The sequence below is a fragment of the Postechiella marina genome, from assembly GCF_039538365.1.
GTDB lineage: Bacteria > Bacteroidota > Bacteroidia > Flavobacteriales > Flavobacteriaceae > Postechiella > Postechiella marina.
The window spans coordinates 105,393-128,491 of sequence record NZ_BAABCA010000007.1; the positions used below are offsets into that span (position 1 = coordinate 105,393).

Here is a 23,099-nt window from a genome sequence, read left to right on the forward strand (position 1 = left end):
TTATTAAAGTTTATAGTTAATTTGAATATTAAAATTTCTATTTGGCATAGGCCTAAAAGCTACATTTTCGTAGATTTCATTAAATATATTTTTAAGGACAACTTCTGCTTCAAGCTCGTTTTTTGTGTTTTTAAAAAAGGTATAACGACATCCTAAATTCCCTACATCGTAACTTTTTAAAGACCCAAACCTTCCTTTTAAATTATCTGCTGTAGTAAAAACATCTCCATTAAACATATGTTGATAAAATACTGTAACAGCCTTATAATTATAAGCCATGGCTAAATTCCCTTTATGAAACGGTACATAAATAAGTTGTTTATTCGTTTCTAAATCTTCAGATACGGTGTAAGAGTAATGCCCAGAGATGTTAAATTGATGCTTATTAATGGTGTAATGCGATTTCACCTCTAATTCGGCGCCATAACTTGCAACTTCACCAATATTTATAGGCGACCACAATCCTGTAATATTTGGTTGCCACTGTATCATATCTTTAGTATTAATATAATAACCATTAAGTTTTACATTAAAATTAGGGTAATTAAAATTTTGCCCTAAATCTATTTGATAAGACGATTCTGGAACCAAATCTAAATTTCCGCCTGGTTGCCAATATAAATCGTTAAAAGTAGGAATACGGTAGTTTTTAGAACCGTTTATTTGAATTTGATAATGTTCAAATAAATCAAAAACAGCATCAACCGAAAATACAAAGGGTCTCTCACCTCCTGTTGTAAAATCTTGTCGTAGGTTAACGCCATAACCTAATAAGTTATTAGGTTTATGATTAAGTAACACTGTTGTAGAAAACATGTTTCTTACCGGCTCTTTAAAACTATCTCCGTTTCCTTTAGAATTTGAATATTCTAATATGGTTTTAAATTGGAGTTTCTCATTAAAACGCACATTAAAATTATGGTTAACTAATATTGTATTTACTTTTCCTAAACTATAATTTTCTTTATCCTTATTCTCAAAATATTTAAACATTTCGTGTAAATGGACTACTTTTAATTGCGACCTAAATTTACCTGTAGTTCTAGCCCACTCTATCATAGATTTAAAATTCTCGTCTTCGTATTTAGCGCGAGAGGGTCCCACCAAAGTTCCAGAAAAATGACGTTCGCCCATGTAACTTTGATGATACAGTTTTAAAATATCTTTGTTAGATATAAAAACGCCAAGATTTACATTCATGTTTAAATTATGGAACTCTCCATTTTCGTTTATTTTATTGGTGCCCAAATATTTATAATCATTATCAGAATCTACATAATCTACACCAAGGTTTACTGTCCAAGCTTTACTACCAATAGAAGAATTAAAGCCAATATTTTTTAAATTATAACTTCCATATCCTGTTTTTAAACGCGTTTCAGAATGGTTATTAAATTTTAAATCATTATTTAAATGAATACTACCACCAATAGAGCCACTTCCATATTGCACACTACCGCCACCGCTTCTAATATCTATAGAACTATAATTTGATGTATTTATGGTATTAAAATCTGTTTGCCCGTTTAACTGAGAATTAATATTAATACCATTCCACACTACTGCTGTTTGCGAAGCTGTGGTTCCTCTAAATGATGGAGAAGACACCATACCTGCACCATTTTCTTTAAAATAAATATTAGAATTAAAAGCTAATAAATTGGTCAAAGAAATTGCGTTATTACGCAAAATAGAGTCTGTAAGTTTTTCTATTTTTACACCCGAAGCATAATTTTTTAATTTACTATCGCTTAAAATTACAGCTTCTAGTTTTTGAACACCATCTACCTGCGCTTGTAAATCGTTACAAACGCTTAAACCTAAAATTAAAAATGTAATAATTTGTTTCATAAATCTTTTAAACTCTTTACCCGAGAGTTCTTTTAGATGACGAAAATGGCAGGTCTCCTGACTTATTTTATGTTATTTTACCTTCCCAGCATATACCAGTGGTTTTTGAAGTTAATAACACCTTAAAAAAAGTATCGAAAATATTTCGATAAAAATTTACAGTTGCGGGAACAGTTCTGGTTTTTCACCAGATTCCCTTTTAATTTATTTAATATGAATATCAAATAAAACCAAAATTCGCTGCAAAGGTACCACCTATTTTTAAAATGAAAACTATCTTATTATGTAATTCTTTAAAAAGAAGTATCATAAATTAAAAAAAGCTTAGTATTTTCTAAACAGAAATTGATAAAAATGAAGATAAAAAAAGCTAGAAAGCTATTAAGTTTTCAAAAGTGACTTTATGTTAACTCTATATCAAAAAAAATAATGACCTTTGGCATATATAATTTCTTAGATGCGCTTTATAATAACCTTACTCTGTATTTGTTTATTTTTTTCTTCTTGTAAAGAAAAAACAAATACTAAAACAATGCTTTCTAAAACTACTAAAGCTGTTTTTCAAAACATTAAATACTCAAAAAACTTTAATATAAAACATTACAACAATTACAAAAAAATTGAAGTCACTTCTCCTTATCCAAATAGTAAAGACACTTTAAAATATATTTTAATAAAAGATGGGCAACCTATACCTTACCACGATAAGAATACTCTTATTATTAAAATTCCTATTAAAACTGTTGTAGCTATGTCTACTACAAACATACCTGCCCTAGAATATTTAAATATTGAAGATCGTTTAATTGGTTTCCCTAACACAGATTACATATCGTCTAAAAAAACAAGACAACGTATTGATGATGGTAAAATAAGAGACTTAAATAACAACTTAGAAATTAACATGGAATTATTGTTAGATCTAAATCCAGAATTGGTTATAGGGTTTTCGGTAAACGGTAACGACAAAACTTTAAATAAAATCAAGAAATTTGGAATTCCTGTTATTATAGACGCTGCTTGGACCGAGCAAACTCCATTAGGTAACGCCGAGTGGATTAAATTTATTGCAGCATTTTTTGATAAAGATGAAGAAGCGAATACTTTATTTAATAAAATTGAAACCAATTATTTAGAAGCTAAAGCACTTGCTAAAAAAACAAAAAGCATACCAACTGTTATTTCGGGGTCTTTATTTAAAGATGTTTGGAATATTCCTGGGGGACGCAGTTTTGTTGCTAAATACTTAGAAGATGCAAATACAAGCTACCTTTGGAAAACAAATAAATCTACAGGAAGTCTTCAATTAAACTTTGAAAATGTTTTAGACAAAGGACAAAAAGCAGATCTATGGATTGGAGCTGGTTCTTTTAAAAATAAAGAAGAAATGCTAGCTAAGCATAAAGGTTATGGCTATTTTAATGCTTTTAAAAACAACAAAACATATACCTATACTAATAAAATTGGTCCAAAAGGCGGTTTACTTTATTATGAATTAGGCCCTTTACGCCCAGATTTAATATTAAAAGATATTATTAAAATTGCACACCCAGAATTATTACCAAATTACGAATCTTTCTTTTTTAAAACCTTAGAGTAATTGGAAACCACTAAATCGTATAAAACAACATTCTTAACACTAGCCTTGGCTACTTTGGCGTGCTTTTTTATTAATATTAGTTTAGGTTCTATTACTATACCAAATTCAGAAATATTTAAAAGTTTTTTTGGTTCTATAGACAACAGGTCTTGGCAACATATTATTTTAGATTATAGGTTACCAAAAGCATTCACAGCTATTATTGTAGGTTCTGGACTTGGAATTTCTGGTTTAATGATGCAAACATTATTTAGAAACCCACTTGCAGGTCCTTTTGTTTTAGGCATAACATCTGGAGCAAGTTTAGGCGTAGCTTTAACCATAATGGGAGCCTCTATTTTTGGAGGTGTTTTAACTACCATTTTAATATCTAAATGGAGTATGGTTATCGCTGCAAGTTTAGGTAGCTTTTTAGTGCTTTTGGCTGTTGTTATTGTTTCAACAAAAATTAGAGACACAATGGCTATTCTTATTATTGGGTTAATGTTTGGTAGTATAACCTCTGCAGTTGTTAGTGTATTATCCTACTTTAGTTCTGCCGAAGAATTACAACAATACATCTTTTGGGGTTTTGGTAGCTTAGGCAATTTAACCTGGGAAGAACTTCTTGTTTTATTTATAATTTACCTTGCAGGAATACTTATTAGTTTAAGTTCCATAAAAGCTTTAAACACCTTATTACTTGGCGAAAATTATGCTAAAAGTTTAGGATTAAACATTAAAAAGAGTCGCTTACTACTTATTATTTCAACAAGTTTATTAGCAGGAACTATTACCGCATTTGTAGGGCCTATTGCTTTTATAGGTTTAGCCATACCACATATAACCAGACAAATATTTAGCACTTCAAATCATAAAATATTGCTGCCAGCAGTTTTTCTTTTAGGCGCTATAGTAATGCTTATATGCGATAGTATTGCACAATTACCAACTAGCGATTACACCTTACCAATAAATGCCATAACCTCCCTTATAGGAGCTCCTGTAGTTATCTGGTTATTAGTTAGAAAACGTAAAATGATGTTTTAAATATAAATAGTGAAAAACAAAAACCAACATACCATATTAAAAACAGAAAACCTGTCTATAGGTTATGCTTCAAAAAAGAGTAAAACTATAGTAGCTTCTAATATCAATATTGAATTACAACAAGGTGAATTGGTTGGGCTTATTGGTGGTAATGGTATTGGTAAATCTACACTGTTAAAAACACTAACTAGAGTTCAAAAACCACTTAACGGGTCTATTTTTATTAACAACAACGCGCTTGCAAAATTTGAAGCTTTAGAATTAGCGAAAGCCATGAGTTTGGTTTTAACTGAGCAAATTTCGTCTAAAAACTTATCGGTTATCGAGCTTGTTGCACTGGGTAGGCAACCGTATACTAATTGGGTTGGTAATCTATCTAAAAACGATAAAAACATTATTAACAAAGCATTGCAACAAACTAATATAGAAGGCTTAAAAAGCAAAAAGTGTTTCGAACTTAGCGATGGTCAACTTCAAAAAGCAATGATTGCTCGCGCATTAGCGCAAGACACCAATTTAATTATTCTAGACGAACCAACTACACACCTAGACATGTATCATAAAGCTTATGTTTTAAAACTGCTTCAAAAGCTTGCAAAAGAGACCAACAAAACCATATTATTTTCGTCTCACGAAGTAGATTTAGCCATTCAACTTTGCGATAAATTAATAGTTATGACAAATAACAACGTGGTAACAGACACGCCATGTAACCTTATAAAAAAAGGTGTATTTAATACTTTATTCCCAAAAAACTTAATTTCTTTTGATGAAAAAACAGGACGTTTTAGGGTAAATAAATAATCTTTCATTTATTTAAAAAGTTAAGGTATCTGTCTTCCTTCTTCAAATCAAAACAATTACCTTTGATTATATTTTTATATTTAATGAACGATAACATCATTTTAATTCTCGCTATTTTAATTTCTGCTGCCATAGGCGGATATTTAGGCATGCTTTTTACAAAACTTAAAAGCAAATCTGAAAAAAGTACTTTAGAAGAACGTAATGCTAATTTACAGCAACAACTTAACGATTTAAAACAATTTTCGACAAACGAAAACGAAAAACTAAATCATACGTTTAATAACCAAATAACCGATTTAAAAGAAACTATTTCTAAAACGGAAGCAGAACGCGAAGAAATACGCAGAGAAAAAGATTTTTTAAACTCTGAATTAGCACGTAAAAACACAGAATTAGAAAACCTACAACAATTAAATTTAAAGCGCGATGCCGAATTAGAAGAGCGCCAAGAGCAATTACGTAAAGACTTTGAGTTACTAGCCAATAAAATTCTTGAAGAAAAATCGAATAAATTTACAGAGCAAAATAAAGAAAATATAAAAAACATTTTAAATCCGCTTCACGAAAAAATTCAAGGTTTCGAGAAAAAGGTTGAAGATTCTCAAAAGGAAAGCATTAGCATGCATTCGGCACTAAAAGAACAACTTTTAGGATTAAAGGACTTAAACCAACAAATGACTAAGGAAGCCACCAACCTAACCAGAGCTTTAAAAGGTGATAGTAAAATGCAAGGTAATTGGGGGGAATTGGTTTTAGAACGTGTTTTAGAAAAATCTGGTTTAGAAAAAGACAGAGAGTATTTTGTACAACAAAACTTTACTCGAGAAGATGGCTCTCGTGTTTTACCAGACGTCGTTTTAAACCTTCCAGACGGAAAAAAGATGATTATAGATAGTAAAGTATCTTTAACAGATTACGAACGCTTGGTTAATGCAGAAGATGATGACAAACCACTGCATTTAAAAGCCCATGTTAACTCGATAAGGCGACATGTAGATCAACTTTCTGAAAAAAATTATCAAGATTTATACGACATAGAATCGCCAGATTTTGTTTTACTATTTATTCCTATAGAACCTGCTTTTGCTGTGGTTGTTAACGAGGATAACTCTATTTACAACAAAGCCTTTGAGAAAAATATTGTTATTGTAACACCATCTACCCTATTGGCTACGCTTCGCACTATAGATAGTATGTGGAACAACGAAAAACAACAACAGAATGCCATAGAAATTGCTAGACAAGCAGGAGCTTTATACGATAAGTTTGAAGGCTTAATGAAAGATTTAATTGGTGTTGGCAAAAAAATTGACGCCTCGAAGGTAGACTATAACTCGGCCATGAATAAACTATTTGAAGGTAGAGGAAACCTAATTACTAGTGTAGAAAAACTAAAAAAAATGGGAGCTAAAGCAAAAAAGGCATTGCCAGAAGCCATTATTAAACGCGCCCAAGAAGAAGATTAATATATGAAAATTTTATTTAAAATATTTATAGGAATACTAATAGCTATTGCTTTATACTTTAGTTTTATTTACTTTGTTAGCTATAGCGAAGGTGTTAGAGCGGGAGAGTTAGTTAAATTTAGTTATAAAGGCATTTTATTTAAAACTTGGGAAGGAGAAATAAGTCAAGGCGTTTCTGAAGGACAAACCTTTATTTTCTCTGTTGAAGATAACGAAAAAGAAGTGATTAAAAATTTAAACGATTTTCAAGGTAAGCTAGTTAAGCTTCATTATTTCGAACGCTTTAAAACACTCTTTTGGTTAGGTGATACCAAATATTTTATAACAAAAGTAGAAGTACAAAATTAAATATCAGTTTATGTTTAAACACGCAAAAGAATCTCAAATAACAATTACAGAACTCATGCTACCATCGCACTCTAATTTTAGCGGTAAAATTCATGGTGGGCATATTTTAAATTTAATGGATCAAATAGCTTTTGCTTGTGCTTCAAAACATTCTAGGCACTATTGCGTAACAGCATCTGTAAACAAAGTAGATTTTTTAAACCCTATTGAGGTTGGCGAATTAGTAACGCTTAAAGCATCGGTTAACTACACAGGTAGAACATCTATGGTTATTGGTTTACGAATAGAATCTGAAAACATACAAACAGGAGAAGTAAAACATTGTAACTCTTCTTATTTTACAATGGTGGCAAAGGGTGAAGATGGTAAAAATGTACCCGTTCCTGGTTTAATTTTAGATACAGAACAAAGTGTAAGACGTTTTGCTAGAAGTATAAAACGCCAAGAACAAGCTAGAAAACGCTCTAATATTTTTAAAGCTTCAGAGTTTAAAATAGACGAACATATTGATTTTATTAAAACCCAGAATGCCAAAATAGAATTATAATTACATATACTAAATTCAAAATAAATATAGTACAAAAAAAATCCGCTAATAGCGGATTTTTTTGTACTATATATTTAATATTTACTTACTTAAATACATTTTACGTCTTGAGTAAAGATCGTAAAAAGCATCATCTTTTAAGCTATCAATAAATAAGATACTTTCTCCTGTACTTTTCATTTCAGGACCTAATTTCTTATTTACATTATGGAATTTGTTAAAAGAAAATACAGGTTGCTTAATTGCATAACCATCTAATTTTGGTTTAAAATCGAAATCTGTAACCTTCTTCTCGCCTAACATTACTTTAGTAGCAAAATTTACATAAGGTTCTCCATAAGCTTTTGCTATAAATGGCACTGTTCTAGATGCTCTTGGGTTAGCCTCTATAATATAAACAACATCGTCTTTAATAGCGAACTGAATATTTATTAAACCAACTGTATTAAGCGCTAAAGCAATCTTTTTAGTATGCTCTTTAATTTGCTCCATTACCAAATCGCCTAAGTTAAAAGGTGGTAGTAAAGAGTTACTATCTCCAGAGTGTACACCACAAGGCTCTATATGCTCCATGATACCAATAATGTAAACATTTTCTCCGTCGCAAATAGCATCTGCCTCAGCTTCAATAGCACCATCTAAATAATGGTCTAACAATAACTGATTTCCTGGCATTCTACTTAATAAATCAACAACATGTTTTTCAAGTTCTTCTTTATTAATTACAATTTTCATTCCTTGTCCTCCAAGAACGTACGATGGACGCACTAATATTGGAAAATCTAAAACATCTGCAATTGCTGAAGCTTCATCAGCTGTAGTAGCAATATCAAATTTAGGATAAGGAATATTATTTTCTTTTAACATATTAGAAAACAAACCTCTATCTTCAGCTAAATCTAAAGCTTCAAAGCTAGTTCCTAATATTTTAATACCATACTTAGTTAATTTTTCTGCAAGTTTTAAGGCTGTTTGTCCTCCTAATTGCACAATAACACCTTCTGGCTTTTCGTGTTTAATAATATCGTAAATATGCTCCCAGAATACAGGCTCGAAATATAACTTATCAGCTGTATCAAAATCTGTAGATACTGTTTCTGGATTACAGTTAATCATAATAGTTTCGTAACCAGACTCTGCTGCAGCTAAAACACCGTGAACACAGCAGTAATCGAACTCAATACCTTGTCCTATTCTATTTGGCCCAGAACCTAAAACAATAACTTTTTTCTTATCTGTTACAATACTTTCGTTGTCTGCATAACGCTTACCGTCTGCAGTTTCCATATCGCTTTCAAAAGTAGAATAATAATAAGGTGTTTTTGCTTCAAACTCGGCAGCACAAGTATCAACTAATTTATAAACTCTATTTATACCTAATGCTTCACGTTTACTATATACTTCGCTTTCTAAACATTTTAACATGTGTGCTATTTGTCTATCACCGTAACCTTTTTGCTTAGCTTCTAGTAATAAATCTTTTTCTATAGTATCTATAGTAAATGTAGATATCTCGTTTTTAAGCATATGTAATTCTTCATATTGCTTTAAAAACCACATGTCAATTTTAGTAATTTCGTGTATACGACTTAATGGAATACCCATTTCTATCGCATCATAAATAATAAACACACGATCCCAAGAAGCATAAGTAAGCTTCTCTATAATTTGATCGTAGTTTTTATTCTCTTTACCATCTGCACCTAAACCGTTACGCTTAATTTCTAAAGATTGTGTTGCTTTGTGTAACGCCTCTTGAAAAGAACGCCCAATACCCATTACCTCTCCTACAGATTTCATTTGAAGGCCTAATTGTCTATCGGCTCCTTCAAATTTATCAAAGTTCCAACGTGGTATTTTTACAATAACGTAATCTAAAGTAGGCTCGAATAATGCCGATGTCGATTTTGTAATTTGATTATTTAATTCATCTAAATGGTACCCTAAGGCTAATTTAGCTGCTATTTTTGCAATTGGATACCCTGTTGCTTTACTGGCCAAAGCCGAAGAACGTGACACACGAGGATTAATCTCGATAGCAATAATATCTTCGTTTTCGTCTGGAGACACAGCAAACTGTACATTACATCCGCCAGCAAAATCGCCAATATTACGCATCATATGTATAGCCATATCACGCATTTTTTGGTATGTTTTGTCGCTTAAAGTCATTGCTGGAGCTACAGTAATAGAATCTCCTGTATGGATTCCAATAGGGTCCATATTTTCAATAGAACAAATAATAACAACATTATCGTTAGAGTCTCTAAGTAACTCTAACTCATACTCTTTCCAACCTATTAAGGCTTTATCAATCATAACTTCGTGAATAGGAGAAATTTCTAATCCACGAGTTAATAACTCATCAAAATCTTCTTCTTTATATACAAACGACGCACCAGCACCACCTAAAGTAAACGAAGCTCTAATAATTAATGGGAATCCAAATTCTTGAGCAATTTCTTTACCTTTTAAAAATGAATTTGCAGTAGCTTGAGGCGCCATAGGCACACCAATTTTAAGCATTAGCTCTCTAAATTGTTCTCTGTCTTCTGTAATATTAATAGCATCAATATTAACACCAATAATTTCTACATCAAAATCTTTCCAAATACCTTTTTCATCTGCTTCAATACAAAGGTTTAATGCAGTTTGCCCACCCATTGTAGGTAAAACAGCATCAATTTGTGGATGTTCTTTTAAAATCTGAATAATCGATTTTGTGTTTAAAGGCAGCAAGTAAACATGATCGGCCATAGATGGGTCGGTCATAATAGTTGCAGGGTTAGAGTTTATAAGTATGGTTTCTATCCCATCTTCTCTAAGAGACCTTAAAGCTTGAGTTCCCGAATAATCAAACTCACATGCTTGTCCAATAACAATTGGTCCAGATCCAATAATTAATATCGATTTAAGTTTAGAATTTTTTGGCATTTTTTTACTGTATTGTGTTTTATAATAAGGCTTTGCAAAAATAGTATTTACTAGATATAAAAAAAGGCGTTGCTATTAAGCAACACCTTTTTATTATCAACAATTGTTAATCATTATTTTTTATGTCTTGTTTCAGTAGACACAGATAATTTTTTTCTCCCTTTTGCTCTTCTACGAGCAAGTACTTTTCTACCATTGGCAGAAGCCATTCTTTCTCTGAAACCGTGTTTGTTTCTTCTCTTTCTTTTTGACGGTTGAAACGTTCTTTTACTCATTATCTTATATCTTTAATTCTGAAATGTATTTTAAAATATTGGTGCTTACCCAAAACTGACCGCAAATATACAAAGAGTTTTTACTTTGACAAATGTTATTTAAAAATATTTTTTATTTCAATCTTTTAATTTCAAAACCTTACAAATCTACTGTTTATTTGGGCTTAACAACCTGTATTTGTTAAAAATCTATGACTATATTTTAATAAAAAATTAGTTTATTTGCATTCTAAACCAAAAACAGCGCTTATTTAAACTTAAATAAGTGTTTAAATAAACATATAATACGCCATTAAAATGTACAATAAAATTATAAAACTTATTATAGCCATAGCAATTATAGTTTTTGCTGTTTATCAATTTACAGAAGGTTATATAGGTAATGGCATCATGCTTATACTATTATCTTTAATCTTTATATTTCTATATTTTAAAAACGAGTTTATATTATTAGCCTTTTTAAAATTACGTAAACAAGATTTTGATGGCGCTAAAAGCTGGTTAAACAAAATTAAAAACCCAGAAACCGCTTTAGTAAAAAAACAACAAGGGTATTACAATTACCTACACGGTATTATGGTGTCGCAAAGTAACATGAACGAAGCCGAAAAATACTTTAAAAAAGCACTTAGCCTAGGGTTATCTATGGATCATGATTTGGCCATGGCTAAACTAAACTTAGCTGGTATTGCTTTTTCTAAACGAAGAAAACAAGAAGCGCAAAAATTATTATCAGAAGCACAAAAGCTTGACAAACAAGGTATGCTTACAGATCAAATAAAAATGATGAAAGATAATATGAAACAAGCCTCAGGACCAAAACAACACTATGGTGCTGGTAGCTCTTTAAGAGCGCAAAAACGTAGAGGTTAAACCTTTACACTTTATTTTAACATCTATTTGTTTTGCGTTACCCAAGGGTCGGGCTTTCACTACTCGCTTCCTCCTACCGTCGGCGAGCTTAAACATGTCGTTCAATCCCTAACGCGACCTATTTGTAGGATAGTCAACTCTTAATAAAAGCTAGAGCTTACTTAATTAAGCAAGTTACTTTTTAATAACCGTTCCTACAATATCAGATTCGTTAATTAAACCTATATACCTAGAGTCTATAGAATTGTGTCTATTATCTCCAATTACAAAACATTTATCCTTTGGGATTTTTAAAGGACCAAAATTATCCATATTCCAGTTCTTATTATATTTTTCTTTTACTGCTTGATCTGCAAAGAATTTTTGTTCCATTTTAATATCATCAGATAGTCCATTTTCTTCAGCTACTTTATCCAATAACGTTAACATCATTCTATCCTTTATTTTAAAGGCTTCAGTTTCTTCATTAATTACTTCATTTTTTATTAAATCAAAATACGCTTCAAATTCAATAGAGTAAAAATGTTTTAATGCTATATTTTTATCAATATTTAAATCGTTAATAAAAAAAACACCATCCCTTATTTCTATTATATCATCTGTTTTACCCAAAAGTCGATGCACCCTAACCTGTTTACCATATAAGCTATCTTCATATTTGTAACAAATAAAATCTCCGTTTTCAAAATTAACCATATTAGAAACTAATATTTTTGAATTTGCTTTAATACCAGGATCGTTAGCTGTAGTAGGGATATTGTATATTTTTAATATATTCATTTCTCCCAGAGCCACAAAAATTACAATTAAAGCTCCTAGGCTAATTAGTAGTAATCTTAATATTTTTTTCATAAACAACTTAACTAAATTTTACATAAAACACTATAAATCAATACAAACATCTTATTCGTAAATATCTTGTTTAAAAAATAGTTAACAAAAAAACAAAAAGCCTTAGTGCATAAAACATTAAGGCTTTTATATAAGTTATATATTAATAATACTTTATTAATTATAGTACCCTTCTTTTGGTATTGATATGTGGTATAATTTACGCGATTTATTGTTAAGGTGTGCTTCGCGCAGCCAAGGGTTGTGTATTTTTAATACCTTATAATTAACTCCAAAACGCTCTGCGAATTTAGAAAAATCTTTTACTGCTGTATCTACTTCTACTTTATAAGTTGGTATGTTACTATACAAATCTTTATCTCTAAAGTTAAAGCCATATTTACTAGGATTAGACAGAATTTCTTTAAGCGCTACAATTCTAAATAAATAGCGCCCAGTTTCTTCACCCAAAAGCAAATCGTAATAGCTTGACACTTGTTGCTCTCTCAATCTTCTAGACACTCCTGCAGTTCCTGCATTGTATGCAGCAGCAGCCAACGTCCAAGACCCTAAACTTGCCTTAGATTTTAATAAATATTTACAAGCCACCTCTGTAGCCATTTCTAAATTGTAACGTTCGTCTACATTACTGTTAACTTCTAAACCATTTTCTCTACCGGTAGCAGGCATAATTTGCCAAACACCACGTGCACCAGCAGGAGAAACCGCATTTGTTAAACCACTTTCTATAACTGCTAAGTATTTAAAATCGTCTGGAATACCATACTTAGCCAAAATAGGCTCTATTATAGGAAAGTATTTTTTAGCACGTTTAAACATTAATAATCCGTTAGATTGCCAATAGGTATTAACTAAAAGTTCTCTATCCATACGCTCTAAAATATCTGGATTGTTAAGCGGCATGGCTTCGCCTGCAAAATTTAAATCGCTTGGTACTTGTAAGGCGTAAACATTATAATCGTTTATAAGTTTCTTTTCGAAATTTTCATCGGTAGGAACGTCTTGTAATGCAAAAACAAATAAGGTGCATAAACTTAATAATCCCACTAAAGCTAAAGCTTTCTGTACTATCTTCATTCTTAAAAAGTTTTGTTTAAAATTAGTAAAAATAGCTTAGCTATCTAAAATTATTCTAGGTAAATTTTCGTTAAACCATTTATACTTATTTATCACCGCAATATGAGTGCCATTCTTTAAAATAATACAATTTTGTATGTTTTTTATTGGAAAAACTTTATCGCTATCGCCATGAATATGTATTAATTTAGGGTCTGGTTTTTCTTGGTTCCAGGAAACCATGTTTTTAATAGCCCAATTTAAATATTCACTATCGTTTACAGACAGATATTTTTTATATAATTCTATACGTTTTGTTACGGTTTCTCCAAAGGCATATTTTTCTATAATATCTATATTACTTGCTAGTTGTGTTGGCAATAATTTATAAGCCTTAGTTGCTTTTGCTAATAGCATATGTTTTGGTAATTCGTGCATAGATTTTACACTAGATACTATTATAAGCTTACGCAAATTAATATGCTTACTCATTTCTTGAACCAATACACCTCCAAAAGACACGCCCAACAAAACAATATTTTCATGTTTAATTTTTGCACACATTCTTAAAGCGTAATCGCTTATTGGCTCGTCTTCTATAGGTAAAAACCACTCTAATAAATGTATTTTAAATTGAGGTTCTGGTAACTTTATGTATTCAAAAATTAATGGACTTGCAGCCATACCTGGCATTAGGTACACGTGAATTATATCTTGCTTCATCTTGCCTAAATGTAATTACTTTTCTTTTAAGCAATAAAATTAACAAACAGAACTAACAATTTCTACTTAAAAGGCAAGTAAATAACCTCCTAAAAAACATGTAATTCATTATTTTACAAGGTTTTAACTTTTAAACGTCTTTAATGTGATGATTTTTTCGTACTTTTGCACGGTAAAACTCGATAAATAGTACTCACTATTTAAGTTTTCGAACAAACAAAACAAATATACTATGGTTGAAGCTGCTGAATTAATAGATAACGATTTCTTACGTCAGTTTGAAATTAAAATTGATGACCAACTAGCAAAAATTGAGTATTCACTACAAGATAGAAAAATTTTTTTAACGAAACTTGTTATTCCTGAAAACGTAACAGATGAATCATTTAGTAAAGATTTTTTAAGTGCTGTTTTCGAACTTATTCAAGAACGAAACTTAAGCGTTATGCCTACTTGTCCTGCAATAGCAAAATTTGTAAGAAGTAACAGAAAGTACAAACGTATGTTACCTGTTGGTGTTAGAATATAACCTAACAGTTTTTAAACATTAAAAAACCCGAAACTTTAAAAGTTTCGGGTTTTTAGTTTGTAGTTAGTGTAATTAATTAGTAAAATTTTAAATAATCGTCTGAAACTTTATCTAAAAGTAAATTTTCTGAAGACGACATAACAAGTTGACCTTCGCTATTTAATATATAGAGAGATTGAGTAGTTTCTCCTTCTAAAACAATAGTTACTTCTTCATTATTTTTTTCCCAATTAAAAGCAACCGAACTCGAAATAATTTCGCCTGTATTAAATGTTTCGGTAGAAATTTTTAAACCCGAACTGTTTTTTCCAAAAACTAGGGTAAGCGTATTTGTAGAATTTGTATTAATTATTACATGCTCCCACACACCTAATACATCCAGTCCCTCATTAACATCATCACTAGAACAACTTGTTAGGGTAGGTAATGTAAGTACGCAAGTTAATATTAAAAGTAATTTTCTCATAGCTTTGGGGGCTTTTGTAGCTTGAAAAGTAATAGTAAGCCTCCAACTTATATAAAAAACTAGTTGATTGTATAGAATATTAGACAAACGACAGATAATAAGCAATTAAGTCTTATTTATTTCGATAAAACAGAGTTAAACTCCAACCTTACCAAACCATCTTCGTCTATTTTTGTTAGTTCTACTTGGTGTATAGTATTAACCAATTCTGGGTTCCATGGGGTTTTTACTTTTATATAGTTTTCTGTAAAACCATGTATATAGCCTTCTTTATTTTCGCTTTCAAAAAGCACAGTTCTACTACTTTTTATCTGACTTTCGTAGAAAGCACGTCTCTTTTTAACCGATAGACCTCGAAGCATTTTACTTCGTTTACTTCTTACATTACCTGGCACAGCATTATCCATTAAAGCTGCTTCTGTATTATCTCGCTCAGAATATGTAAATACGTGTAAATATGATATATCTAATTCATTTAAAAAATTATAGGTTTCTAAAAAATAATCGTCTGTTTCTCCAGGAAAGCCTACAATAACATCTACACCAATGCAGGCATGTGGCATTACTTCTTTTATTTTAGCAACGCGATCTACATATAATTCTCGCATGTATCTACGCTTCATTTTTTTAAGAATCTCGTTACTCCCACTTTGTAATGGAATATGAAAATGTGGCACAAAAGCTCTAGATTTAGCTACTAAATCTATGGTTTCGTTTTTAAGTAAATTGGGCTCTATAGAAGATATTCTTAATCGCTCTATACCTTCTACTTTATCAAGTTCGGTAACCAAATCTAAAAACGTGTGTTCGTGCTTTTTATTACCAAACTCACCTTTACCATAGTCTCCAATATTTACCCCTGTTAAAACGATTTCTTTAATATTTTTCTTCGAAATTTCTCTAGCATTTTCTAACACATTAAGCATAGTATCGCTTCTAGAAATCCCTCTGGCCAAAGGAATTGTACAGTATGTGCACTTATAATCGCATCCATCTTGAACTTTTAAAAAAGCACGTGTTCTATCTCCTATAGAATAAGAGCCTACATAAAAATCTGCTTCTTCTATTTCGCAAGAGTGTACTTCGCCTAAGTCGTTTTTAGAAAGGTCGTTAAGGTAATCTGTAATTTTAAATTTTTCGGTAGCTCCTAAAACCAAATCTACACCATCAACATCTGCCAATTGCTGTGGTTTTAATTGTGCATAACAACCAACAGCAGCTATAAAAGCATCTTCATTCTTTCTTTGCGCTTGTTTTACAATGGTTTTAAATCGTTTATCGGCATTCTCTGTAACAGAACAAGTGTTAATTACATATATATCTGCAGGTTCAGAAAAGTCTACCCTATCAAACCCCTCATTTTCAAAGTTTCTTGCAATGGTAGAGGTTTCAGAAAAATTAAGCTTACAACCTAGTGTGTAAAATGCGACTTTCTTTTTAGTATTCATTCCTATAATTAAAAGCGCAAAGTTAATAAAAAAAGAGCGTTTCGAAATGAAACACTCTTCTGTTTAAACTAAAAAGCTATTAATAGTTCTGTGAGAGACTTATACTATAAAGTAATAACTAAGTCTATATAATAAATAAGACACATAAATATTTAAAAAGTCACAATTGTTATGAAGAATATTAGAAATAACATACTTTTGGTTTATAAACCACCATTAAGTGATTAAATCGCGTAAACCATTATACCATACAATAATTACCGTTTTTACTATTGCAGTAATTGGTATTATCTTTTCTTGTGCTGATAATAAAAAAACGACATTAGACCACCTTGTTTTTAGATATAACGAACATAAAAACATAGGCTCGTTAGACCCGGCCTTTGCAAAAGACAATGCCGATATTTGGGCTACAAATCAACTTTTTAATGGTTTGGTACAAATGGATGAGAATTTAAATGTAAGACCTTGCATTGCCAAAAGCTGGACCATTGCTAATGATGCACTAACCTACACGTTTACCCTTAGAGACGATGTTTACTACCATAAGCATAAGTTATTTAAAAAAGATTCTACTAGAACGGTTTCTGCAAAAGATTTTGAATATAGTTTTAACCGACTTTTAGGCAAACAAATTGCCTCGCCTGGCAGCTGGGTTTTAAACAAGGTAGATACTTTTAATGCAGTAAACGATACAATTTTTAAAATTAAACTAAAACAATCTTTCCCTGCTTTTTTAGGGCTGCTTACCATGAAATACTGCTCTGTAGTGCCTAAAGAAATTGTAGAGCATTACAAAAACGACTTTAGAGCAAACCCGATAGGCACTGGGCCTTTTAAATTTAAACGTTGGGAAGAAAATATAAAACTAGTGTTTAGAAAAAACACTAATTATTTTGAAAAAGACCAACAGGGTAACACATTACCTTTTTTAGAAGCTGTAGCTATTACTTTTTTACCAGACAAACAAAGTGAATTTTTACAATTTGCTCAAGGCAATATTGATTTTGTTTCTGGTTTAGACGCCTCTTATAAAGATGAGTTATTAACTGCTACAGGAAAATTAAGACCAAAATACAACAGCACCACTAATATGATACGTGGCCCTTATTTAAATACAGAATACTTGGCGTTTTATATGGAAAGTAATGCTTTAGAAATACATTCTGAGTTACTAAGAAAGGCTGTAAACTATGGTTTTGACAGAAATAAAATGATGATTTATTTACGTAACGGTATTGGTATTCCTGCCAACGGAGGCTTTATACCAAAAGGTTTGCCTGGATATAATAATACTATAGGTTACACCTACCAACCCGAGAAAGCAAAAGCACTAATTAAACAATACGTAAGTGAGACAAACCATAAAACACCAAAAATAACAATTACAACCATTGGTAATTACTTAAGTTTTTGTGAATACATACAGCGCGAACTGCAAAAAATAGGTTTAGTTGTTAATATAGATGTTATACCTGCTGCAACGTTAAAAGATGCCAAAGCTAATGGGCTATTAGATTTATTTAGGGCGAGTTGGGTTGCAGATTATCCGGATGCCGAAAATTACCTCTCGCTTTATTACAGTAAAAATTTTGCTCCAAACGGGCCAAATTACACACACTTTAAAAACACCCAATTTGATACATGGTACGAACAGGCCTTTACAGAGACTAACACTTTAAAGCGTGAAAAATTATATACCAAAATGGATTCACTAGTAATGAGTAAAGCGCCTATTATTCCTTTGTTTTATGATGAAGTTGTGCGTTTTACAAGAAAAAACGTAACTGGTTTAGGCATTAACCCAACCAACTTATTAGATTTAAAACGGGTTAAAAAACATTAATTTACTTTAAAATAATAAATATCGTCGTCTCCTTTTCCTTTAAGTCGTTTTGATGATAAATAGCCAGAAGAATTACTACTGTTAATTATAAAATTAAAATCGTCTTTTACACTATTTATTGGTTTTGGCATTTTTTCTGCTTTGGCAAAAGTACCATCTTCTAACATTTTACAACGGTATAAATCGAAACCTCCATATCCGTTAGACCTGTCAGATGATAGATAAAGCGTATTATCGTTACTTACAAATGGAAACATTTCTCGACTATAAGAGTTTACTTTAGATCCTAAATTTTTAGGTTCGCTATAACTTCCATTTTCTAAAACATTAACTTTAAAAATATCCGACCCGCCTTTTGTTGTTTCTTTACCTCCACGAATATTAGCTATAAAATACATGGTTTTTCCGTCTGTACTAAAAACAGGATGCCCATAAGAGTATCTTGGTTTACAAAAAGGTAACACTTTAAAGTTTGTCCAACCTTTACCATTTACATACTCACCTACTTTTATTGTAAAATTAGTGGCTTTAAATGTGCCTTTAGGCTTATCTTTTGCATTATAATGCGCACTTAAAAAAAGCTGCTTACCATCTCTAGAAAAGGTAGCGCTTGTTACATTACCTATAAGCTGTTTAGAGTCTATTTCTATAGGCTTGTGGTTCGTAATTTGCCCGTCTGGAGAAACGGCACCCTCGTATACTGCAATTACAGGGCTACCGCCCGACTTTTTAACTTTACCGTTTTTAGATAGTAAATAGCTTGTAAAAACAACTTTATTTCCTTGAGCATATTTTATGCTATAATGGGGTCTATCGTCGTTTATTTTTAAATTAGTAAGGTTGTAATTTAAATTTTGAGAAAAGCTAACTAAACCTATTAAGTAAATAATTTTATAAAAATGTTTCAAAATAAAGTCTTGTATTAGAGCTAAATATACGAATATTTAATAATTACAAACTATTTTTACATCTTAATAACTGGCTTAACTCGATAATGTGTTAGGGATTGAACGGTATGTTTAAAATCCTTTTTGCTTTTTTGCAAAAAGATTGAGTAGTGAAAGCCCAACCCTTTTCGGGGTAACACCCAAATATTTCTTATTCTCTTCTATACTTTTTAGTTTCTTCGAAAACGTGCTCTAAAATAGCTTGGTCTTCTTGTAAAAACTCTAGTTTTCTGCGTTGCATAACGACTTTAGCTACTTCGAAAGCTTTTTTGGTTAAATAAGTTGTAAAACCAGAACTACCACCCCAACTAAAACTTGGCACAAAATTACGCGGAAAACCACTGCCAAAAATGTTAGCGCTTACACCTACAACTGTACCTGTATTAAACATGGTATTTATTCCGCACTTGCTGTGATCGCCCATCATAAGTCCGCAAAACTGCAAACCTGTACGTGCAAACCCTTCGGTTTGGTAATCCCATAAACGTACTTCTGCATAATTATTTTTAAGGTTAGAGTTATTGGTGTCTGCTCCTAAATTACACCACTCTCCAAGTACTGAGTTGCCTAAAAAGCCATCGTGTCCTTTGTTTGAAAACCCAAAGATTACAGAATTATTAACCTCGCCTCCTACTTTACTATGTGGCCCAACGGTTGTTGGCCCATAAATTTTAGCACCTAGTTTTATAGTTGCGTTTTCGCATAAAGCTAAAGGTCCTCGTACAATAGCACCCTCCATTACCTCGGCATTTTCGCCAATGTAAATAGGCCCAGAACTAGCATTAAGTGTTGTAAATTCTAACTTCGCTCCTTTTTCTATAAAAATATTTTCTGGTGCTATTATATTGTTACTTTCTGGTATGGGTTGCGATGTTCTGTCTTTTGTTAGCAAATCGAAATCTACTTGCATGGCTTCACCATTTTTAGAAAATATATCCCAAGTGTTTTCAACCTTTAAAATAGCTTCGTTAAATTCTATAGCTTCGTATGTACTAAAATCTATGTTTTCCTGTGTATCGTTAGTAAAAAAAGCAATAACATCTTCTTCTTTAAAAATAGCTTGATTAGCCTTTAATGCCTTTATTTGCTTTACCAAGCTAGGATTGGGTAAGTAAGAAGCATGTATCATTATATTCTCTTCCATTTCTACCATTGGGTATTTTTCCGATAAATAATCTTCTGTTACCGTAGTTGTGGTTGTATTTAAAACCTTTTCCCATTTTTGACGAATGGTTAAAATACCTATGCGTATATCTGCTACAGGACGCGTATAGGTAAATGGTAATAAATTGTTTCGAGATGGACCATCAAAAAGAATATAATTCATTTTTAAGATAATAATTAAAAGTTAAAAGTAATTACTTTTGCTTGTTTAAGCTTGTGGCTAATTCGATTTCAAAAGTAACTTAATTGCTTAAAATAAAAAAACCTTCAATATTAATAAATATTGAAGGTTTTAAAATATATAACTTAGCTAAATTATTTTTTGAACTTAGCGTATTTTGTTTTGAATTTGTCAATACGACCAGCTGTATCTACTAATTTAGATTTACCAGTGTAAAATGGATGAGATGTTCTTGAAATCTCCATTTTTACTAATGGATATTCTACACCGTCAACTTCTATAGTTTCGTTTGTACTTGCTGTAGATTTAGTTAAAAACACATCGTCGTTAGACATATCTTTAAATGCTACTATTCTATAATTTTCTGGATGTATACCTTTTCTCATCGCTAAATGCTTTTATTACTTTCAATTTTGGAGTGCAAATGTAACTATTTTTTACAAATGTGCAATACTTTTTTTTATTTTTATTTTAAACTTAATTGTAACGTTTTGGTATCTTTGAATACTAACTGTGTAACTAATCAAAAATACTCGACAATATTATGGAAAAAACTTTAAAATCTATTGCTACTAATTACGGTCTTTATTTAGGAGCTACTTTAACTTTACTAATATTAATTGGTTATGGTGTTAACCTAGATTTGTTTACACAAATATGGTTTGGCCTTTTATTCTTATTCTTAATATTAGCGTTTGGTATTGTTTCGGTTTTTAAATCGAAAAAATTATTAGGTGGCTATATTTCTTTTAAAGATGCCTTTACTGCATATTTTATTACTATTTTAATAGGTTTAACTATTAGCTCTATAATTAGCGTTGTAATTTTTAACTTTATAGACCCAGATGCTGCGGTAGATTTACAACAAAGAATTATAGACTCGCAAGTGGTACGTTTAGAAAACTACAATATGCCAGCCGATGCTATTGCTAAAGTAGTAGACGAAATGGAGAAAAAAGGAAATATGTACTCTATTAGTAATATTTTACAATCTTTAGTGTGGCAATTAGCAGGTTATAGTGTTGTTGGACTTATTGTTGCTGCAATAATGAAAAAAAGAAATCCAGACGCCGAATAAATTCTGTATTTTTGAATATTATTTATTTGAAAAAATTACATGAATATATCTGTAGTTATACCACTACTTAACGAAGAAGAGTCTTTAATAGAATTACATGATTGGATTGCAAAAGTTATGCAATCCAATCATTTTACATATGAAATTATTTTTATAGATGATGGAAGTACCGATACGTCTTGGAATGTTATTTCTAAATTATCATCTCTATCTAAACACGTAAAAGGCATTCGTTTTTTAAAAAACTTTGGTAAATCGCAAGCTTTACATGCTGGTTTTGAAAAGGCTAAAGGTGATGTTGTTATTACAATGGATGCCGATTTACAAGACAACCCAGACGAAATCCCTAAATTATATAGCATGATTGTTAACGACGGGTTCGATTTGGTTTCTGGTTGGAAAAAGAAACGTTACGATTCTGTAATCTCTAAAAACCTTCCGTCTAAACTCTTTAATTGGGCTGCACGAAAAACATCTGGTGTAAAATTAAACGATTTTAACTGCGGTTTAAAAGCTTACAAAAATGTTGTTGTTAAAAACATTGATGTTAATGGAGAAATGCATCGCTACATTCCTGTACTATCAAAAAACGCAGGCTTTACCAAAATAGGAGAAAAAATTGTACAACACCAAGCTAGAAAATACGGAGAAACCAAATTTGGTGTAGAACGCTTTATTAATGGTTTTTTAGACCTAATTACTATTTGGTTTTTATCTCGATTTGGTAAACGCCCAATGCACCTATTTGGCGCTTTAGGATTTATAATGTTTGCCATTGGCTTTGGCTTTTCTTTTTATTTAGGTATAGATAAACTTTACTTAAATAGAACTGGTAGGCTTATTACAGAACGCCCACAGTTTTATATCGCACTTTCTACAATGATTATTGGCACTCAATTTTTTGTAGCAGGCTTTTTAGGCGAAATTATTTTAAGAACCAAAAGAGATAAAACACGTTACTCCATAAAAAAAGAATTAAATTTTTAATAAGGCTATTAATAATAAACTATATAAAACGATTAAGAAATTAATTATAAGTTACAGCCCATTAAATAAGGCTAAAAAACAATGAAATTCTT

Annotated in this window: 22 protein-coding genes and 1 riboswitch; of the genes, 11 read left to right on the plus strand and 11 right to left on the minus strand. The window is 31.1% G+C overall.

Annotation, left to right across the window (positions count from 1 at the left end):
* Positions 1–3 precede the first annotated feature (3 nt).
* Positions 4–1,851, minus strand: a complete 1,848-nt coding sequence (locus ABD715_RS15900; RefSeq protein WP_344789323.1) for a TonB-dependent receptor plug domain-containing protein — start codon at positions 1,849–1,851, stop codon at positions 4–6.
* 30 nt (positions 1,852–1,881) lie between these two features.
* Positions 1,882–2,101: riboswitch (cobalamin riboswitch) on the minus strand.
* 282 nt (positions 2,102–2,383) lie between these two features.
* Here ABD715_RS15900 and ABD715_RS15905 point away from each other — a divergent pair.
* The 6 genes from ABD715_RS15905 to ABD715_RS15930 all read left to right on the plus strand — a co-directional run bounded on the left by ABD715_RS15905 (position 2,384) and on the right by ABD715_RS15930 (position 7,648).
* Complete coding sequence (locus tag ABD715_RS15905; RefSeq protein ID WP_344789324.1) at positions 2,384–3,451, plus strand: ABC transporter substrate-binding protein; 1,068 nt, start codon at positions 2,384–2,386, stop codon at positions 3,449–3,451.
* Positions 3,452–4,480 carry a FecCD family ABC transporter permease gene (locus ABD715_RS15910; RefSeq protein ID WP_344789325.1) on the plus strand — a complete coding sequence of 343 codons (1,029 nt, stop codon included), beginning with the start codon at positions 3,452–3,454 and terminating at the stop codon, positions 4,478–4,480.
* A gap of 9 nt (positions 4,481–4,489) precedes the next feature.
* The gene (locus tag ABD715_RS15915) at positions 4,490–5,284 is read left to right on the plus strand and encodes an ABC transporter ATP-binding protein (protein ID WP_344789326.1); all 795 of its coding nucleotides are present in this window, start codon (positions 4,490–4,492) and stop codon (positions 5,282–5,284) included.
* 83 nt (positions 5,285–5,367) lie between these two features.
* The gene (locus tag ABD715_RS15920) at positions 5,368–6,753 is read left to right on the plus strand and encodes a DNA recombination protein RmuC (protein ID WP_344789454.1); all 1,386 of its coding nucleotides are present in this window, start codon (positions 5,368–5,370) and stop codon (positions 6,751–6,753) included.
* A gap of 3 nt (positions 6,754–6,756) precedes the next feature.
* A complete protein-coding gene (locus ABD715_RS15925; protein WP_344789328.1) occupies positions 6,757–7,101 on the plus strand; it encodes a 6-phosphogluconate dehydrogenase in 345 nt (114 codons plus the stop codon).
* Positions 7,102–7,111: 10 nt separating this feature from the next.
* Positions 7,112–7,648: an acyl-CoA thioesterase gene (locus tag ABD715_RS15930; RefSeq protein WP_344789329.1), complete on the plus strand. Its 537-nt coding sequence runs from the start codon at positions 7,112–7,114 to the stop codon at positions 7,646–7,648.
* A gap of 81 nt (positions 7,649–7,729) precedes the next feature.
* On the opposite strand, the gene carB is transcribed toward ABD715_RS15930, so the two are convergent.
* The gene (gene carB / locus ABD715_RS15935; RefSeq protein ID WP_344789331.1) at positions 7,730–10,582 is read right to left on the minus strand and encodes a carbamoyl-phosphate synthase large subunit; all 2,853 of its coding nucleotides are present in this window, start codon (positions 10,580–10,582) and stop codon (positions 7,730–7,732) included.
* Between the two features lie 113 nt (positions 10,583–10,695).
* On the minus strand, positions 10,696–10,857 hold the full coding sequence (rpmH, locus tag ABD715_RS15940; RefSeq protein ID WP_042495769.1) for a 50S ribosomal protein L34: 162 nt from the start codon (positions 10,855–10,857) through the stop codon (positions 10,696–10,698).
* A gap of 297 nt (positions 10,858–11,154) precedes the next feature.
* On the opposite strand from rpmH, the gene ABD715_RS15945 reads away from it, so the two are divergent.
* Positions 11,155–11,730, plus strand: coding sequence for a tetratricopeptide repeat protein (locus ABD715_RS15945; RefSeq protein WP_344789332.1), 576 nt, complete (start codon positions 11,155–11,157; stop codon positions 11,728–11,730).
* A 174-nt stretch (positions 11,731–11,904) separates the two neighbouring features.
* On the opposite strand, the gene lepB is transcribed toward ABD715_RS15945, so the two are convergent.
* The 3 genes from lepB to ABD715_RS15960 form a co-directional block, all read right to left on the minus strand.
* Positions 11,905–12,582, minus strand: a complete 678-nt coding sequence (lepB, locus tag ABD715_RS15950) for a signal peptidase I (protein ID WP_344789333.1) — start codon at positions 12,580–12,582, stop codon at positions 11,905–11,907.
* A gap of 156 nt (positions 12,583–12,738) precedes the next feature.
* On the minus strand, positions 12,739–13,659 hold the full coding sequence (locus ABD715_RS15955) for a lytic transglycosylase domain-containing protein (protein WP_344789334.1): 921 nt from the start codon (positions 13,657–13,659) through the stop codon (positions 12,739–12,741).
* Between the two features lie 36 nt (positions 13,660–13,695).
* Entirely contained in the window at positions 13,696–14,361 is a 666-nt protein-coding gene (locus ABD715_RS15960) for an alpha/beta hydrolase family protein (protein WP_344789335.1), read from the minus strand.
* 232 nt (positions 14,362–14,593) lie between these two features.
* On the opposite strand from ABD715_RS15960, the gene ABD715_RS15965 reads away from it, so the two are divergent.
* Positions 14,594–14,890 carry an N-acetyltransferase gene (locus ABD715_RS15965; RefSeq protein WP_344789336.1) on the plus strand — a complete coding sequence of 99 codons (297 nt, stop codon included), beginning with the start codon at positions 14,594–14,596 and terminating at the stop codon, positions 14,888–14,890.
* A gap of 76 nt (positions 14,891–14,966) precedes the next feature.
* Here the strand turns inward: ABD715_RS15965 and ABD715_RS15970 are convergent, their stop codons facing one another.
* Entirely contained in the window at positions 14,967–15,356 is a 390-nt protein-coding gene (locus tag ABD715_RS15970) for a hypothetical protein (RefSeq protein ID WP_344789338.1), read from the minus strand.
* A 116-nt stretch (positions 15,357–15,472) separates the two neighbouring features.
* Positions 15,473–16,804 carry a tRNA (N(6)-L-threonylcarbamoyladenosine(37)-C(2))-methylthiotransferase MtaB gene (gene mtaB / locus ABD715_RS15975; RefSeq protein WP_344789339.1) on the minus strand — a complete coding sequence of 444 codons (1,332 nt, stop codon included), beginning with the start codon at positions 16,802–16,804 and terminating at the stop codon, positions 15,473–15,475.
* Positions 16,805–17,084: 280 nt separating this feature from the next.
* Between mtaB and ABD715_RS15980 the strand changes: the two genes are divergently transcribed.
* On the plus strand, positions 17,085–18,650 hold the full coding sequence (locus ABD715_RS15980; protein WP_344789455.1) for an ABC transporter substrate-binding protein: 1,566 nt from the start codon (positions 17,085–17,087) through the stop codon (positions 18,648–18,650).
* Here ABD715_RS15980 and ABD715_RS15985 read toward each other — a convergent pair.
* From ABD715_RS15985 to ABD715_RS15995, 3 genes are all read right to left on the minus strand, one after another.
* On the minus strand, positions 18,647–19,558 hold the full coding sequence (locus ABD715_RS15985; RefSeq protein ID WP_344789340.1) for a TolB-like translocation protein: 912 nt from the start codon (positions 19,556–19,558) through the stop codon (positions 18,647–18,649). The two genes, ABD715_RS15980 and ABD715_RS15985, sit on opposite strands and share 4 nt — an antisense overlap.
* 190 nt (positions 19,559–19,748) lie before the next feature.
* Entirely contained in the window at positions 19,749–20,924 is a 1,176-nt protein-coding gene (locus ABD715_RS15990) for a GlmU family protein (protein WP_344789341.1), read from the minus strand.
* Between the two features lie 152 nt (positions 20,925–21,076).
* Entirely contained in the window at positions 21,077–21,328 is a 252-nt protein-coding gene (locus ABD715_RS15995) for a type B 50S ribosomal protein L31 (RefSeq protein WP_344789342.1), read from the minus strand.
* A 158-nt stretch (positions 21,329–21,486) separates the two neighbouring features.
* Between ABD715_RS15995 and ABD715_RS16000 the strand changes: the two genes are divergently transcribed.
* Complete coding sequence (locus tag ABD715_RS16000; RefSeq protein WP_344789343.1) at positions 21,487–22,020, plus strand: DUF4199 domain-containing protein; 534 nt, start codon at positions 21,487–21,489, stop codon at positions 22,018–22,020.
* Between the two features lie 39 nt (positions 22,021–22,059).
* Positions 22,060–23,007, plus strand: a complete 948-nt coding sequence (locus ABD715_RS16005) for a glycosyltransferase family 2 protein (RefSeq protein ID WP_344789344.1) — start codon at positions 22,060–22,062, stop codon at positions 23,005–23,007.
* Positions 23,008–23,099 lie beyond the last annotated feature (92 nt).